Annotated in this window: 15 protein-coding genes and 1 pseudogene; 3 read left to right on the forward strand and 13 right to left on the reverse strand. The window is 58.2% G+C overall.

From position 1 onward, the window contains the following. A pseudogene (locus JIN78_RS04620) lies at nucleotides 1-246 on the forward strand (WGR domain-containing protein); the annotation flags it as partial. Between the two features lie 135 nt (nucleotides 247-381). Here the strand turns inward: JIN78_RS04620 and JIN78_RS04625 are convergent. After that, nucleotides 382-1,539 (reverse strand): tyrosine-type recombinase/integrase, encoded by a 1,158-nt coding sequence (locus tag JIN78_RS04625; RefSeq protein ID WP_200390773.1) that lies wholly within the window; start codon nucleotides 1,537-1,539, stop codon nucleotides 382-384. A 398-nt stretch (nucleotides 1,540-1,937) separates the two neighbouring features. Here JIN78_RS04625 and JIN78_RS04630 point away from each other — a divergent pair, with 398 nt between their 5' ends. Beyond that, on the forward strand, nucleotides 1,938-3,197 hold the full coding sequence (locus JIN78_RS04630; protein ID WP_200390774.1) for a Tm-1-like ATP-binding domain-containing protein: 1,260 nt from the start codon (nucleotides 1,938-1,940) through the stop codon (nucleotides 3,195-3,197). 6 nt (nucleotides 3,198-3,203) lie between these two features. On the opposite strand, the gene JIN78_RS04635 is transcribed toward JIN78_RS04630, so the two are convergent. Further along, nucleotides 3,204-3,896 (reverse strand): Bax inhibitor-1/YccA family protein, encoded by a 693-nt coding sequence (locus JIN78_RS04635; RefSeq protein ID WP_200390775.1) that lies wholly within the window; start codon nucleotides 3,894-3,896, stop codon nucleotides 3,204-3,206. 186 nt (nucleotides 3,897-4,082) lie between these two features. On the opposite strand from JIN78_RS04635, the gene JIN78_RS04640 reads away from it, so the two are divergent. Continuing rightward, nucleotides 4,083-4,763 (forward strand): zinc metallopeptidase, encoded by a 681-nt coding sequence (locus tag JIN78_RS04640; RefSeq protein WP_345778142.1) that lies wholly within the window; start codon nucleotides 4,083-4,085, stop codon nucleotides 4,761-4,763. Between the two features lie 329 nt (nucleotides 4,764-5,092). On the opposite strand, the gene JIN78_RS04645 is transcribed toward JIN78_RS04640, so the two are convergent. The 11 genes from JIN78_RS04645 to JIN78_RS04695 all read right to left on the reverse strand — a co-directional run bounded on the left by JIN78_RS04645 (nucleotide 5,093) and on the right by JIN78_RS04695 (nucleotide 16,182). Beyond that, nucleotides 5,093-6,580: an NADH-quinone oxidoreductase subunit N gene (locus JIN78_RS04645; protein WP_200390777.1), complete on the reverse strand. Its 1,488-nt coding sequence runs from the start codon at nucleotides 6,578-6,580 to the stop codon at nucleotides 5,093-5,095. 23 nt (nucleotides 6,581-6,603) lie between these two features. Further along, on the reverse strand, nucleotides 6,604-8,115 hold the full coding sequence (locus tag JIN78_RS04650) for a complex I subunit 4 family protein (protein WP_200390778.1): 1,512 nt from the start codon (nucleotides 8,113-8,115) through the stop codon (nucleotides 6,604-6,606). Between the two features lie 34 nt (nucleotides 8,116-8,149). Beyond that, nucleotides 8,150-9,964 carry an NADH-quinone oxidoreductase subunit L gene (gene nuoL / locus JIN78_RS04655; protein WP_200390779.1) on the reverse strand — a complete coding sequence of 605 codons (1,815 nt, stop codon included), beginning with the start codon at nucleotides 9,962-9,964 and terminating at the stop codon, nucleotides 8,150-8,152. 21 nt (nucleotides 9,965-9,985) lie between these two features. After that, complete coding sequence (locus tag JIN78_RS04660; RefSeq protein ID WP_200390780.1) at nucleotides 9,986-10,408, reverse strand: GxxExxY protein; 423 nt, start codon at nucleotides 10,406-10,408, stop codon at nucleotides 9,986-9,988. 43 nt (nucleotides 10,409-10,451) lie between these two features. Further along, entirely contained in the window at nucleotides 10,452-10,679 is a 228-nt protein-coding gene (locus JIN78_RS04665; protein ID WP_200390781.1) for a PLDc N-terminal domain-containing protein, read from the reverse strand. Nucleotides 10,680-10,745: 66 nt separating this feature from the next. Further along, a complete protein-coding gene (gene nuoK / locus JIN78_RS04670) occupies nucleotides 10,746-11,075 on the reverse strand; it encodes an NADH-quinone oxidoreductase subunit NuoK (protein ID WP_200390782.1) in 330 nt (109 codons plus the stop codon). 25 nt (nucleotides 11,076-11,100) lie between these two features. Next, nucleotides 11,101-11,745: an NADH-quinone oxidoreductase subunit J gene (locus JIN78_RS04675; protein ID WP_200390783.1), complete on the reverse strand. Its 645-nt coding sequence runs from the start codon at nucleotides 11,743-11,745 to the stop codon at nucleotides 11,101-11,103. 144 nt (nucleotides 11,746-11,889) lie between these two features. Next, nucleotides 11,890-12,456, reverse strand: coding sequence for a NuoI/complex I 23 kDa subunit family protein (locus tag JIN78_RS04680; protein ID WP_200390784.1), 567 nt, complete (start codon nucleotides 12,454-12,456; stop codon nucleotides 11,890-11,892). A gap of 143 nt (nucleotides 12,457-12,599) precedes the next feature. After that, the gene (locus tag JIN78_RS04685; protein WP_200390785.1) at nucleotides 12,600-13,925 is read right to left on the reverse strand and encodes a complex I subunit 1/NuoH family protein; all 1,326 of its coding nucleotides are present in this window, start codon (nucleotides 13,923-13,925) and stop codon (nucleotides 12,600-12,602) included. 129 nt (nucleotides 13,926-14,054) lie between these two features. Beyond that, nucleotides 14,055-15,800, reverse strand: a complete 1,746-nt coding sequence (locus tag JIN78_RS04690; RefSeq protein WP_200390786.1) for an NADH-quinone oxidoreductase subunit G — start codon at nucleotides 15,798-15,800, stop codon at nucleotides 14,055-14,057. A 106-nt stretch (nucleotides 15,801-15,906) separates the two neighbouring features. Then, nucleotides 15,907-16,182 (reverse strand): acylphosphatase, encoded by a 276-nt coding sequence (locus JIN78_RS04695; RefSeq protein ID WP_200390787.1) that lies wholly within the window; start codon nucleotides 16,180-16,182, stop codon nucleotides 15,907-15,909. Nucleotides 16,183-16,227: the final 45 nt, after the last annotated feature.

The raw sequence follows: 16,227 nt of genomic DNA on the forward strand, positions 1-16,227 counted from the left end.
AGCGTGCGCTTGGGACTGCACAACGAGCAGGGAGACCTCCAGTCGACAGGCAATGTCACTGTTCCTACCAACCACGAGGTGCCGAGGGTCGGTTCTCTGGTCGAGGTGCGCTACCTCTACGCCTTCCCGGATAGCCAAGTGATCTATCAGCCGGTCTATCTAGGAGAACGGACGGATATTGCCGTCTCTGACTGCCGGACTAACCAACTGAAGTTCAGACCTCCGAACATTCAAACGCCTCGGTAAAGAAGGAACTATTCAGAAAAGCCCATAGTCTGCTTATCTCTGTGAGAAACAGGGGTAAGCGGACAAGGTTTTTTTTAGCTGTGAAGAGGAGGGAAGCATCGAGAGCTTCCCCTGAAACCCGGTTTCGTGTCGCTTTTAGTCGAGTAGTGAGGGCAGGGACGCAGAGGCTTTCTCCATAGCTTCGTCTCCAAGACGGACGTAGACCCGGTGAACGTCCACAGAGTCGTGTCCAACCCATTCCTGAACTATGGCCGCCGGGATACCCTGAGCATGGAGAAATGAGACTGCTGTAACGCGGAGACTGTGGAATGAGAGTTTGGAGGCCTGTCTGATGTGATCACGACCGCTCTTGGTGGCGCGGTGGCTGACCTTCTCTCGCAGTCCACAGTCAGCAAGAAGCGAGCTGAATTGGTTTGAGAGGGTTGAAGAACCGTGTTTCTCGTAGATGGCTCCTAGGGTGGGATGAACAAATTCAGGGTGTGATCCCTGCTGTTCACGGATATTCGCCATGAGGTCAGGCGAGATCTTAATTCTCACTGCCCGAGAAGTCTTCCGAGTGCGGATACTAAGAGTGGCGCTGGCGATGTCGATACAAGGCCAGCGTAGAGTGGCAAGATCGCCGAGACGCTGTCCCGTGTAGATGCCGAAGAGAACCATGCTCTTCCATTCTCCGTCGATGTTACGCAAGAGAAGCCTCAATTCGTCTTCGGTGAACGCACGCCTTTGATCTGCGTTCTTTGTGGATGCGGCTTTGCGCGAGAGTTTTAGGTTGGAGGTTGGCTCTTCCAAACACAGCCCATCTTTTTGAGCGGCCGTGAAGAAAGCCCTTAAAGCCTTGGTTTTGTTGGTTACTGTCGACTCTGCAACCCGTTCTCTCAGGTGGTTTCTGTAGCGCGCAATGTCGGAGCTGGTGACCTCAGAGAGGTCTTGGTCGGCTTGATCAGCAAGCCAGTCAATGAAGTCAGTGAGAGATTTCTTGTAGGCTCTGTAGGTGCCTTCACTGGTTTCACCGGATTTGCGCTCTAGAAACAAACTAAGATAGCGACGCACTGTCATCGTGGGAATCTCGTCGCCGGTGAGCCGTTGATGAAGGTCGGAAATAACCCTCTTCATTTGCTTTGCTGACCGTCGCATTTTCGAGGCGTCCTCAAATTCTTCGGCAATCCGTTGAGCTTGGCGACGATTCTTCTGTTTCGCTTCCAGTTTGGTTGACCGCTCGCAGCGGGTCCCTGTCTCATCATACCAAGCGGCAATGAAGTATTTGGAATTTGGTTTGGTTCGGAGGAAGGCCATCGGAGGGTGGAGGGGATGCAGGTGACACTAAAAGTGACACTAAAAGAACCCATTCGAGGATGTCCGCACAAGCCCAAATATTGCGGTAACAAGGATATGAACGCGAGTGAACTAGGGCGAACGCAACTTTCTTTTTCGAGGGTTCGAATCCCTCCCGGTCCGCCACCTTTCTTTTTAAGTGACTCAAGAGGGGGGGGGGGAGGTAATGGGATTGGCAGGATTTACCTTTGTCGCTCCGAGGTGGTTTTGCGATAGATTTTCGCCCTTTTTGGCCAAGGGAAGGAGATTGCAGGTTGCGAGCGGTGGGGTGAGAGTGTTTTGGCGAAACCGGTGTGCTAGGTCGGGTGGTGGCCTGTCACATGAGGGCCGCTTTCGCGCGAGGCACTCAGAAGAAGATCATGGCGACGATTGCAGTAGTAGGCACTTTGGATTCGAAGGGAAAAGAACACGCCTTCGTGGCGGAGGAGATCCGGCGCAGCGGGCAGACCCCCTTGCTCATCGATGTGGGGACTCTGGGAGAGCCCCAAGTGCGGCCGGACCGGACTCGCGAGGAGGTTCTCCAAGGGGCTGCTGCCGCTCTCCCCAAGGCTGAAGACCGGGGGGAAAGGGTGACCGCGATGGCGCAAGCCTTGCCCATCTATTTGCAGGCCTTGGTGGAAAAGGGCGAGATCGATGGCGTGATTTCTCTCGGAGGTGGTGGCGGCACTGCCATTGCCACGGCTGGGATGCGTGCTCTTCCTATCGGGTTTCCCAAATTGATGGTGAGCACTTTGGCCAGTGGAAACACCGCTCCCTATGTGGGAACGACCGATATCGTCATGTTTCCCAGTATCGTCGATGTTGCGGGGCTGAATCAAATTTCGCGCAGGCTTTTCTCGCGGGCGGCGGGGGCGATTTGTGGGATGGCGGAAAAAAGGGTGACCGAAGCGGATGGGGGGGAGAACGACAAGCCTCTCATTGTGGCCAGCATGTTTGGGAACTCAACGGATTGTGTCGATGCTGCGCGGGCCTTTTTGGAGGAGGAAGGCTACGAGGTGCTCGTTTTTCATTCCACGGGCACCGGGGGGCGCACCATGGAGTCGCTCATCGAGAGCGGGATGGTGGCCGGGGTTCTGGATGTCACCACCACCGAGTGGGCTGACGAGCTGGTGGGGGGCATTCTTTCTGCCGGTCCCCATCGCCTGGAGGCCGCAGGGAAGGCGGGACTCCCGGCCATCGTGGTGCCGGGTTGCCTCGATATGGTCAATTTCGGTGGCCGGGATTCGGTTCCCGCCCAGTTTGAGGGAAGGACTTTTTACCAGCACAATCCGCAGGTGACTCTGATGCGGACCTCACCTGCCGAGAGTCGCGAGCTGGGAAGGATTCTGGCCGAAAAGGTCAATGCTTACACCGGGCCAGTGTCGGTGCTGCTTCCTCTCGGTGGTCTCAGCCTCATTGGAGTGGCGGGCCAGCCGTTTCATGATCCTGAGGCGGATGCCGCTCTCTTTGCCTCTTTGCGTGAGCACTTGGGACCTCAGGTCGAGCTTTGCGAGGTCGAAGCTCCCCTCAATGATCCCGAGTTTGCTTCTGCCTGTGCGCGTGCCCTCTTGCGTCATCTCACCTCACGGCGCAAGGAGAGTCTGTCGGATGGTGCAGAAGAAGGGCCCGCGCTCGCCTGAGTGGGATTAGTCCCGGCTCATGAAAATCTGCAGAAGGTAGAAGAAGAGCAGGGCCACGCTGGCGAAGAGTCCCAGAGAAGCAGCCACATACTGGTCCGTGCGGTAGTGGTGAATTAGGTTGGAGGTGTTGTAGAGGATGGAACCTGCGGCCAGCCCTACCATCGCGACTGCGAAGACGAGGCCGAGATTGAAGCCGAAGATCATTCCGGCCACGATGAGGCCAATGGCGATGAAGAAGCCAATTTTGAGAATACCGCCGAGAAAGCTGAAGTCCTTGCGGGTGGTGAAGGCCACGAAGGTGAGGGCGAGGAAGAGAGCAAGGGTGGCCAGACCGGCCTGCGCGATGGCATCGGGCGCGTAGAGACTGGCGATGACCATGATGGGGAGGAAGATGAGGGCTTCCGCCACAATGAAGAGCCCCAGGCCGAGGTATTGCTTTTTGAGCGAGGTGGCCGAGTGGGCCCATTTCTCCGCCAGCCAGGAGACGCCGATAAAGGCTCCCATTACCAGGAGCCAGTTCATGCCTTGGGTCATGAGGCCCGCGAGCTGGACCATGGCGGGGAGTTGCAAGAAGGTTGCGAGGAGGATGGCAAAGACCCCCACCGCGCCCGCGACGTGGAAGTAGGTTTTGCGAATGAATTCAGCCCGCTGGTCGACGGGAAGAGAACTGACGGCGTAGGGATTGGCTTGATCAAACATAGCTTGGGTGAACGGGGAAAGGGTAGACCGAATGTGGCGGATGGCGAGGAGAAGAGAAAATTTTTCGAAATTTCGGTCCCGCTTGAGTTGGGGGAAAAAGAGGGTAATTTTCCGCCCATGAATCTATTGTCGTTTATCGATGTGTGGGCGCAAGCTCCCCAAAGTTCCGGGTTTTTTGGCATTCCCATGATGTATTGGATCATCCTCGGGGGCTCGATGCTGGCGAGCTGGCTGGTTGGGCAGCAGTTGCAGAGCAAATTCCGGCAATATTCGCAGGAGCCGACCCGCGAGTCGGGTCGAGAGATTGCCGAGCGCATGTTGCGGGAAAATGGCATCAGCGATGTGCGTGTGATCAGCACGCCGGGCCGTCTGACCGATCATTACAATCCGGCGGATAAAACGGTGAACCTGAGCGAGGCGGTCTATCATGAGCGCAATGTTGCGGCGGCGGCGGTTTCGGCTCACGAATGCGGTCACGCTATTCAGCACGCCAAGTCCTACGCCTTTTTGACCATGCGTTCCAAAATGGTCCCGGTGGTGGGATTGGCTTCGCAATTGATGGGCCCGTTGGCCATGATTTCCATCATGGGGGCGGCCGCGATGGGGATGCCGCAGTTGATGTGGATTTTTGTGGCGGCTCTGGGAGTGACCACGCTCTTTGCTTTTGTCACCTTGCCGGTGGAGTTTGATGCCAGCAAGCGGGCCTTGGCTTGGATTGATGCCAGTGGTTCGACGAATTCGATCGGTCATCAAAAGGCCAAGGACGCGCTCTTCTGGGCGGCCATGACCTATGTGGTGGCGGCTTTGGCTTCGCTGGCGCAGTTGGTTTACCACTTGTCCATGATTCTCGGTCGACGCGAAGAGTAGGTCGTGGCAGTAGGATGTAGGGAGGTCTCGCCGAGACCTCCGCGATTGAGAACGTGGGAGCAAGCCTCTGGCTTGGCTCAGGGTGGTCGCAAGCGTCCCGCTTGGCGATGGGTGAGAGACCTCTGCGAGAGGGGAAAGGCTGTGGAAGGGGGAAAGGGTGAATTCGGCGGATGCCTCGGCGAGGCATCCCTACCGGGAGGCATCCCTACCGGTAGGTTTTTCGACCAGAAGGCTCTGGGCCAAGCGAGACGCTTGGGCTCACGGAAACCCAAACTGGAAGTTTAGGCCACCTCTAGAGGTTCAGGCCACCTCTGAAGGCTTGATCGACCTTAGCTATTCCCCAAGAGAGCGAGAATGGGGGCGGGGTAGACGCCGAGGAAAATGATGAGCGCGGCCGCAGGGAAGACCACAGTTTTTGCCAGGAGGCTCAGGCGGATTTCGGCCCCATCGGTGGCGGGGTTCCAGAACATGGCGCGGATGGCCTTGAAGTAGTAGTAGAATCCGGCGGCGACGCCGATGAAGCCCATCGCGATGGCCCACCAGAGTTGGCCATTGGCCACGGCGGCTTGGAAGACGTAGAGCTTGCCGAAGAAGCCCACCGTGAGCGGAAGTCCGGCAAGGGCGGCGAAGATGATGGTCAGGGCCCAGGCGAGGCCCGGCTGGCTTTTGCCGAGGCCGTGCAGGGCCTTGAGTTGCTCGCTGCCGGTGCTCTGGCTGATCGATTGCAGGGCAAAGAGCGCGGCGACGGTCATGAGAAGGTAGGTGGCGAGGTAGAAGCCCACCACCTGATAGGTAGAGAGGGCGTTGGCGCTTTCCCCCCGCCAAGCGGCAACCGCGAGGAGGAGGAAGCCGGCATTGGCGATGGAGGAGTAAGCGAGGAGACGCTTGAGATTGTTCTGCGCGATGGCGGCCAGATTGCCCACCAGCAAGGTGGCGGCGGCCAGGATGCCGAGGATGAAGATGGTCTTGTCGCGGGTGATTTCGTTGCTCAGGAAGGGCTCCAGGATACGCACCGCGACGATGAAACCCGCCGCCTTGGAACCGACCGAGAGAAAGGTGGTGGTGGGTGTGGGGGCCCCCTGGTAGACGTCGGGAATCCAGATGTGCATGGGCACGGCACCGACCTTGAAGGCAAGGGCGATGAGGATGAGGGAGAGGCCGAAGAGCAGGGCGGTGGTGTTCTGGGCCAGCCCGTTTTCCAAGAGAGCGGTGGGGCTGAGGACGAGGTTGAGGGTCTCCAGATTCATGGTGCCGGTGATTCCGTAAATCCAGGCGATGCCGTAGACGAGGAAGCCGGTGGAGAGGGCACCGAGGATGAGGTATTTCACGCCCGCTTCGAGAGAGCCGACATTGCGGCGCATGAAGGCGACGAGGACGTAGAAGGTGATGGTGGTGAGCTCCAGCGCGACGAAGGCCATGACGAGGTCTTTGGCGGAGGCCATCCACATCAGGCCTGCGCAAGCGAAGAGGGGAAGGGAGTAGAACTCGCCGGTGCCGTCCTCGGACTGGGGATTCTCGGTGAAGCGGGTCAGAACCTTGCGGTAATCAATGCCCATCAGGATGACGAGAGCAGTGATGACGAGGGCGAAGCCCTTGAAGAAAACGGCGCTATTGTCCACCGCGTAGAAGCGCTCCAGTTCGGGGCCGCTCACTTCTTTTTTGGCAAAAATTAGGAGGATGAGGGTGACTACGAGTCCGCAGAAGGAGAGCCAGCCGAGCGGGGCTTTCTTTTTCAGCGGGAAAAAGGCCTCCGCCAGCAGGACGACGAGTCCGAGCGCGACGACGATGACTTCGAGATAGGGTAAAGGAAGGGACATGGCAGTGGTGGGCGGCGGAGAAATTACTGGTTAACAGAGGCGGTGACAGCGGGCTTGCTGGCTTCGACGGGCGTGTTGAAAAGATTGAAGAAGAGATTGGGGTAAAGGCCAATGACGAGGAGGGCAACAGCGAGAAGGAGGGCAGGAATCTGCTCCTCGCGGCTGAGGTCACTGCGGGAGGTGGTGAGCTTGCTCTCGGGACCGTGGAAGATGTTGCGAATGGCGCGCAGCATGTAGATGGCGGAAATGACGACGCCGAAGATGGCGATGATAGTGCCGATTTGAACTGCGCCTAAGGGCTCGCCGGGGGTCCAGTTGCGGAAGCCGGAGAGGAAAACGGCGGCTTCTCCCGCGAAGTTGGCCAGTCCGGGCAGGCCGATGGAAGCCATGCCAGCGAGGCCAAAAAGGAAGGCGAGGACGGGAGCGGACTTGGCGAGGCCGCCGAGCTCTTCCATGCGCAGACTGCCGGTCTTGCTCTCGATGCGGTCCGAGAGGGCAAAGAGGAGGGCGATGGAGACCCCGTGACCGAACATCAGAATGACGGCGGCAGGGAGGGCAATGGCGTTGGCTTCGGTGGAGCCTGCCGCGATGAGGGCTGCGATAGCGAGGAAAACGTAGCCCATGTGCATCACCGAGGAATTGGCCAGCATGTTGTCGAGGCGCTTCTGGTTGATGGTGATGAATCCGACCCAGAGGATGTTACCGAGCAAGAGGACGATGAGGGCAACCAGCCAGTGCTGCATTCCTTCCGAAACGAGGGGGTAGAGGCGGAGGAGGCCGTAGAGACCGAATTTCTTGAGCACTCCGGCATGGAGCATGGAGACCGGGGTGGGGGCGGAGGCGTAGGCGGGGGCGGCCCAGGAGTGGAAGGGAAAGAGGGAAACGAGCACGCCGAAGCCCACCAGCAGGAGGGCGGCGATGCCAATCTGGTCCTGGGGTTCGATGGAACCCGCGAGGATATCGCTGAAGAGGAAACTTTGCGCGTTGGTGGCGGCTACCAGCCAGAGGAGACCGGCGAGGAGGATGATGGAGCCAAAGGCGAGGTAAATGGTGATTTTCCAGGCCGCAGCCTTGCGATCGCCTTTGCCGAGAAGACCAATCATGAGGAAAGTCGGGATGAGGGCGAGCTCGTGGAAGGCGTAGAAAAAGAAGAGGTCGGTGGAAAGGAAGGCCCCGACGGCCCCGAGGGAGATGAGCAGGATGGAGGAGAACCAGAGGCGTTCGCGGCCTGCCGGGCACTTGCCGGCGAGAACGGCGGCGATGGTGACCAGGGTGGAGAGCAGGAGCATCACCACCGTCATGCCATCGGCGAGCCCGAGGGAGAGGGAGATGGCGGGTTTCTCCAGCACCGGCAGGGAGAAGGCGGCCAGCTGGGGGTCGCGGGTCTGGCCCCAGATGATGGAGGCCACCAGGGCGAGACCGAAGTTGCCGATAGCGGCGAGGAGGGCGATGCTACGGGCGGGACCTCCGGCGATGATGGCCACCAAGCCTGCGAGAGGGATGCCGAGGAGAAAGATAAGGGTCTGGTCGATCATGACGGGTGCGGAAAGGTTGGAAGAAGAAAAGGGCTTACTTCACAAAGACAGTGAGGAAAATGACGAGGACCACACCGACGCCCATGAGGAGGGAGTAGGTCTGGAGGGAGCCGGATTGGGCGCGGTTGAAGAGTTGGCCGAGGACGGCGGAGCAGCGCACGAGGCCACCGACGAGAAGTCCGTTGATGAGGAACTCGTCGAGAAACTCAATCACCGCCGCTTTGACATTGATGGCGTATTTGACCACGTAGCCGTAGCCTTCATCGACGTAGAAGCGGTTGGCGAAGAGCTTGGAGACGGGATTGTTGGCCAGGGGATCGCTCTTTTTGTTGAAATAGAAGACAAAGGCGGCAGCGGCACCAAGGAGGAAGGCCGCGACCGAGGCCCCCAGGGGCACGCCGAGCTCAATGAGATGCTTGGGTGCATAGTAAGCGGGCGAGAAGAGCTTGGCGATCTCGGGGTATCCGGCAAAGACGGATGGCACGGCCAGGATGACGAGAGGCACGAACATGAGGGGACCGACTTCCTTGGCCTCCTCGGAATGTTTGTCGCGGGCTTCGCCGAGGAAAACGACGATGAAGAGGCGGCCCATGTAGAAGGTGGTCATCGCCGCCACCGCAGCCACGAGTCCGAAGAGAACTTTGTTCTCGAGCCAGGTCTCGTGGAGAATCTGCTCCTTGGAGAAGAAGCCGGCGGTGAAGGGGAATCCGGCCAAGGCGAGCGTGCCCAGCGCGAAGGTGATGGCGGTGATGGGCATCTTTTTGAAGAGGCCGCCCATTTTCCAGATGTTCTGCTCGTGGTGGCAGGCGTAGATGACGGCGCCGGAGCCGAGGAAGAGGAGGGCCTTGAACCAGGCGTGGGTGTAGAGGTGGAACATCGCTCCCTCGGTGGAGTGACCGTGGGCGATGCCGAGCATGAGCACCATGTAGCCGAGCTGGGAGAGGGTCGAGTAGGCGAGGATTTTCTTAATGTCCGACTGCTGGGTCGCCATCAGGGCGGCGATGAGAGAGGTGAATCCGCCGAGGTAGGCGATGGTGTCGGTGGACCATTGCGGGAAGCCCTCGAAGCCGACCGAGATGAAAACGCGGGCCATCATGTAGACCCCGGCCGCGACCATGGTAGCGGCGTGGATAAGGGCGGAAACCGGGGTGGGGCCTTCCATCGCGTCGGGCAACCAGACGTGGAGAGGGGCTTGCGCGGACTTACCAATGGCCCCGCAGAAGACGCAGAGCAGCGCGGCCCCGAGGATGCCGGCCGAGAGTCCGGTGGGCAGTTCCATTTCCCCAAAGGTCAGGGTGCCGGTGATGCCCCAGAGCATGAGGATGCCGACCATGAAGCCCCAGTCGCCGATGCGGTTGACGCAAAAGGCTTTCTTGGCCGCGTCGGCGGCGGACTCCTTGGTGAACCAGTGGCCGATGAGAAGATAGGAGGAGAGACCCACGAGTTCCCAGAAGATGAACATCATCAGGAAGTTGTCTGCCAGCACGATGCCGGTCATGGAGAACATGAAGAGGGAAAGGCCACAGAAGTAGCGGGCCTTGGACTCATCCTTGGCCATGTAGGCTAGCGAGAAGACATGAACGAGGGTGCCCACTCCGGTGACCACCAGCATCATTTTGGTGGAGAGGGGGTCGAGGAGAAGGCCGATATTGACGTGGAAGTCACCAAAGCTGGCCCAGGCGAAATGGGGGTTGGCTTCTTTACCGAGGAAGAGAAGAGTCAGAATGAGAGTCGCAACAGCTGAACCCGTGGAAACCAGGGAAGAGATGAAGGCATTCTTTTTGAGACCGAGATGAATCGCGGCCGCGCTGAGGAGAGGAAGGAGGAGGAGAAACCAGGCGAGATGCATGTGAGTTGGTTTTGGACAGAATTAACGGAATGAAACAGAATTTTGCTCTGTGGAAGAGGGACGGTATTGGCGAAATTTTTTCTTAAACTGCAAACTTTGCGCTCCGAAATTGAGGAGGAGTCCTTCGTCGAGCTTGGTTGCCGTCAGGTAATTGACGAGTTGGACCTCATGGGCAGCAACGAGGTTCTGGACGGACTTCAATTCTACGATAAGTGTTTCTTCAACCACGATATCGGCTGTGAATTGTCCAGCAAGTTGGCGTTTATAGAAGACATCGAGATGCTTCTGCCGCTCGAACGAAATGCCGGCCATCTCGAGTTCAATGCAAAGAGAGTTTTCATACACGGACTCTAAAAATCCAGAGCCTAGTTCCGAATGAACAGACATGGCCAGACCGATAACCTTGCCTGCAAGGTCATATTGCTGCTCAGCTGGTCTGTTCATAAAAATTCTGTTCAATTCGGTTAATTCTGTCCAAAAAAACAAGCTACCTTCCAATCTCGGCCTTGCGTTGGGGGCGGCGGACGAAGAGATAAATCAGTGAGCCAACCCAGCCGGCGAGGGCGATGACCAGAATCCAGATGAGCTTGTCGTTTCCTTCCGAAGGCTCGTTTTGGGCACAATCGACGAGGCTCCAGACCCACAGTGCGAAGAGAGGGAGCGCAGTGAGTAAGATGAAGATGATGAAGAGTTCTTGGCCTCCGAAACTTAGCATGGCTAGTGGGCTGAATCGGTTTGGGATGGGTCGAGAGGGAGCACGGATAAAAAAAATCTAGGATTTTCAGCCTCGCATGGACTTGAGGTCTTCGACGTTCACTGTCTGGCGGGCGCGGTAGAGAGCCACGATGATGGCGAGCCCGACCGCGACTTCGGCAGCGGCGACGGTGATGATGAAGAAGACGAGCACCTGGCCATCGTAGTCGGGCAGACCGTCGAAGGTGCTCAGGTTGTAGCGGGAAAAGGCAACGAGGGTCAGGTTGGCGGCGGCCAGCATCATTTCCAGACACATGAAAATGACGATGATGTTGCGGCGCACAATCACGCCCGCCAGGCCGATGGCAAAGAGAATGCCGCTGACCATGAGGTATTCGTGGAGAGAAACAGGGTTCACGATGAGAATTGTCCGGTGAGAGTTGTCAGTTGTTGGGGCTGCCTTTCTTGGAAAGAACGACCACGCCAATGGTGGCCACCACGAGGAGCACACCCATGATTTGGAGGGGTAGGTTGTGGCTGGTGCCGTGGCCATGACCGGCGAAGACGGTGCGGCCGATGAGGTGGACATCGGGCAGTTGCTTGGCTTCGAGGTTGGCTTGGATTTTGTTCACCGGCACATCCTCGGGCTTAAGCTCTTCGCCTTCCTTGAGAGTGTCCGCATAGCGGGCGGTGGCGAGTTCCTGTTGCTTGGTCGCAGCGGTGGCGAGGTCGAGTTCCTGATGCTCGGGAAGTTGGGCGGTCTGCAAGACCCCCAAGATCTGAAGGAGAAGAATGGCGGGCACGATGGCTCCGGCTGCCAGGTTGGCGGGCTTCCACACGCGCTTTTCTTCCGATTTGAGGTCGAGAAGCATGATGATGAAGATGAAGAGCACCATGATCGCGCCGGCATAGACCAGGATTTGCATGATGCCGACGAAGTAGGCGTTGAGGCCGATGAAGAGCGCGGCAAGTCCCACGAAAGCACCCACCATGGAGAGGGCGCTGGAGACCGGATTCTTGAAAATCACCATCAGGCAGGCCGAGGCGACGGCGAGGAGGCTGAAGAGGTAGAAGAAAATCTGAGGCATGGGAAAGTTCTTTGAATTGGGACAGAATTTACAAAATGAAACAGAATTGACGGAGAGTGTGCGGACTAGCTGTTGTGGGTTTTATGAGTTCCTTTTCAGGTTTTTAAGTTCTGTGCAATTCTGTGAATTCTGTCGGGAAAGGTTTTATTTCAGCTCGTTCCACTTGTTGACGAGACCGACGCGTTTGCCGCCGATCTCGTAGAGCTTTTCCTTGTCGTGGACCATCTCGTCGCGGGAGAGGCCGGTGATGGCGTAGTCTTTGCGGAGGAAGATGGCTTGCTCGGGGCAGACTTCTTCGCACATGCCGCAGTAGATGCAGCGGATCATGTCGATATCGAACTCCTTGGGGCGTTTCTCGACCTTGGCCCACTCGTCGTCACTGGGGATTTCGCCCGGCACGATTTTGATGGCTTTGGGCGGACAAATAAACTCGCAGAGTTGGCAGGAGACACAGCGCTCGCGGTCCTGCTCGTCGGTGACGAGAGCGGGGGCCCCGCGGTAATACTCGGGCAACTGGTCGTCCCACTTGGTCTCGGGATATTGCATGGTGACCCCCAGTCCAGAGGACTTGAGGGTGTCGGCCCCGCGGGATTTGCCGGTGAGGGACTTCACGGCGTGGCCGAGGGTGACCATGAAGCCCTTGAAGATAGCGGGGAGGGTGAGCTTCTCGCTGGTGCTTAGTTTCGGGCGCTGGAGTTTGACGACGGACATAGGAAGATTATTTGGGAGAAGGACAGAATGGACAAAATTTAACAGAATTGACTAGAGGTGAGTTGCAAGGGATTGATTGGGCTTGGTCAATTGCTGAACGGGACCTTTGAATTCTGTTTCATTGGGTAAATTCTGTCTGAAAATTAAACTTTGGCAGGTTCGCCTTTGGCTGGGGCGAGGCGTTTGCCGGGACCGACCTGGTTGTCGATGGTTTTGGCCAGGTAGAAAACAAAGGCGGAGAACAGGCCGAGAGCCACCAGCGAGCCGAGGAATTGCGGACCGCTCAGGATGGGGCGGGCGAGGAGGAGGGCGGTGAGGACGATGTTGATGAGGGCCAATTCGAAGAAGACCACCCAGCCGAGCTTCATGAGCTGGTCGTAGCGGAAACGGGGGATGGACCAGCGCACGAGGATGAAGAAGAGGATGAAGGCCACCACCTTGGTGAGGAAACAACCCATGTGGATGAGGGAGGAGACCCAGAAGGGGAAGGCGCCATTTTCGCCCTCGGCGAGCAATTTGGCATCGAGGCCGAAGGGCAGGGACCAGCCGCCGAGGAAGAGGGTGACAATGAGGGCGGAGCCGATGACCATGGCCGCGTATTCGCCGAGGAAAAAGAGGGCGAACTTCATGGAAGAATACTCGGTGTGGTAACCGCCGACGAGTTCAGTTTCGCATTCCGCGAGGTCGAAGGGGGTGCGGTTGGTCTCCGCGAAAATGGAGATGGTGAAGATGATGAAGGCCAGCATCATGGGCACCCAGAGGACCCATTGCTGGAGGCCGCCGGCTTCCCAGTAAGCGCCACTCCAGATCATGCCGCCCTCGTTCCAGAGCGGGAGGAGGAGCCAGCCATTGACGGATTGCTCCATCACAATGCGGCCGAGGTTGAGTTCGCCAAAGACGAGGAGCACGGGGATGAGGGAAAGGCCGAGGGCGATTTCGTAGGAAATCATTTGCGCGGAAGCACGGATGCCGCCCATGAAGGGGAACTTGGAGTTGGAGGCCCAACCGGCGATGGTGATTCCGTAGACGGCGAGGGAGGAGATGGCGAAAATGAAGAGGGGGCCGACATTGACATCGGCGATGGCCATGGAGAGGGGCATGTCGCGTCCTTCCACCGCAATCGGGCTGGCAAAGGGGATGACCGCGATGGTGATCAGCGAGGGCACCATGGTCATGCAGGGAGCGAGCCAGAAGAAGCTCTTGCGCACATGACCGGGGGTGAAGTCTTCTTTGAGAATGAACTTGAGTCCATCGGCGATGGGCTGGGTGAGACCGCCGAGGGGGAGCTTGATGTCGTTCTTAAACCCAAGGATGGAAGTGGGAATCATGGTCCGGTTCGGTCCCACGCGGTCCTGAATGATGGCGGAAAAACGGCGTTCGGCGTAGACCGAGTAAGCCACAAAGGTCAGCACGAGGCCAAAGTAGAGCCCCATCTTGATGAGGGTGGTGAGAAGGAAGACGGTGTCCATTTTGTTTGGAAATAAATTGAGAACCGCTGATTAGCGCGGATGAACGCAGATTGCCGGTGCTTGAAGTGGAAAATTCAGAAGGGAAAATTGAAAATCGGCGTTCATCAGCGTTTATCTGCGGTCGGGGCGTCAGCCCACAATTTCGCGGTTTTTGATGCGTTGGCGTTCTTTTTCGAGGAGAGGGATGGTTTCTCCGGTTTCGGTGATGGGGACTCCGAGGTCGCCGATGCTCTGCAGACTGTGATCGGCGAATTCTTTCACTTCGCTGGCGAGCAGGGTGAAGACATCCTGAATCATCTGCGGCTTGGGTGCGCCTCCGTCGAGTTTCTCCAAAAGGCCGGCGAGCAGTTCCCAGTCGGGAGAGGCGTCGCCGGGAGGGAGGATGGCGCGGTTGAGGCGCTGGAGGCGGCCGGTGATGTTGACCATGGAGCCGCGCTTTTCGGCAAAGCTTGCTCCGGGTAGGACGACGTCGGCTTCTCCGGCGGTGGGATTGGAAAGGATGTCGAGGACGACGAGATGCTCGAGTTTGGCGAGATCGGCCGTGGTGAATCCGTGCTCGGTGAGGTCTTCCCCGATGACGAGAGCGGCTTTGATTTTGCCTGACGCGATGTCCTCTTTGACGGCATCGAAATTGGCGAAGAGTTTTTCGCCGAGAATGAGCTGGGCCCCGGTGGTATTGGGGTTGCGGTCCGCGCTGATGAGTTTGCCATCGGATTCGCCCTTGCGCTCGACGAGGGCGAGATTTTCGGTGCCGAGGGCTTCCTTGATTTTTTTGATGAGGAGAAGCTCTTCGTTGGTGGCGCGGGGAGAGGTGATGAGGGCCACTTCCTCGCCAGCGAGTCCCTGGAAGCCAGCGGCAGCTTGCGCGAGGGCGTCGGCCTGGGTGGTGGGCTGGTGTTGGCCGCCGTTCTTGACGAGGGCGGAGGTGAGGCGGCGGTCGGAGTGGATTTCGTGGAAAGCCAAGCGGTGGCTGTCGGGCATCCAAGCGGAATTGACCTCGTTGTTCTCGCGGGGGGTGATGCGGAAAATCTCGTTGCCCCGGGTCCAGATCGTGATGTTGCAGCCGGTGCCGCAGTTTACGTCGATGGAGGGGGTTTCTTTGAGGAACCAGACTCGCATTTGGAAGCGGAAGTCGTTGCTGGTGAGAGCTCCCACTGGGCAGATGTCTACGGTGTTGAGGCCGTAGTTGTTGTCCAGCTTGCGTCCGGGATGGACGGCAAGGGTGGTGTGGGTGCCACGATCGGTGAAGCCGAGAACGGGATCATCAGCGACTTCGTCCATGAAGCGGATGCAGCGGCTGCACATGATGCAACGCTCGTCGTCGAGGCGGATGCGGGGGCCGATGTCGACGTTCTTCGGCTTCTTGACCTTGTTTTCCTGAAAGCGGGAGAGGCCTTTGCCGTGTTCGACGGAGAATTCCTGCAAGGAGCATTCTCCGGCCTGGTCACAGATGGGGCAATCGAGAGGGTGGTTGATGAGGAGAAACTCCATCACGCCCTCGCGGCATTTTTCCACCAGTTCGCCGCCGGTGCGGATGCCCATGTTTTCGGCCACGGTATTGGCGCAGGCGATGACGGGGCGGGGCATCCAGCCGATTTCCTGATAGCCTTCCTCGTTGTATTCCGGGTCCTGGCCGGGGGCTAGGCGAGGGGGCATGCCCATCTGCACTAGGCACATGCGGCAGTTGCCGGGGGAGGAAAGTTTGGGGTGGTAGCAATAGTGCGGGACCTCTTTCTCAGCCTGCTTGCAGGCTTCGATCATGCGGGTTCCCTTCGGGACTTGAATCCAATGCCCGTCGATCTGGACGTTGACCAAGCCTTTCTCGGCGGCGAGGTCCTTGGGCAAAGTTGGGGTGGTCGTGGCAGAATCGCTCATCGAAATACAGCGCGACTATGAGCAACCAGCCTAGGGGGAGCAAGCGGACTTTGTGAAATTTTTCACAAGGGGGGCGAACGGGGGCCGGAGAGCGGGGTTAAAGGGTTTATTTTAGAATGAGAAACCCGATCCGGTTCTCATCGACTTCCACAGGGGTGGTGAGGGAGCCTTTGATGTGGTGGGCAAGCGCGGATTCTTCGCTGAGGTCTTGGAGATATTCGTCAATTTCATGGGCTTCTCCCTGAAGAATCAGCCTCACTGTGCCATCGGGCAGGTTTTCCACGCTGCCGGTGAGGTCGTAGCCTTTGGCCAGTTCCTTGCAAGAGTAGCGGAAGCCGACACCCTGCACCCGTCCTTCAAAAATGGTCTGTCGCGCGATCATGTTTCCCGGGTAGTGTGGGCTCTTGGGCGAGAGAGGGCAATCCCC

The sequence above is a fragment of the Roseibacillus ishigakijimensis genome, from assembly GCF_016595415.1.
Lineage (GTDB): Bacteria > Verrucomicrobiota > Verrucomicrobiia > Verrucomicrobiales > Akkermansiaceae > Roseibacillus > Roseibacillus ishigakijimensis.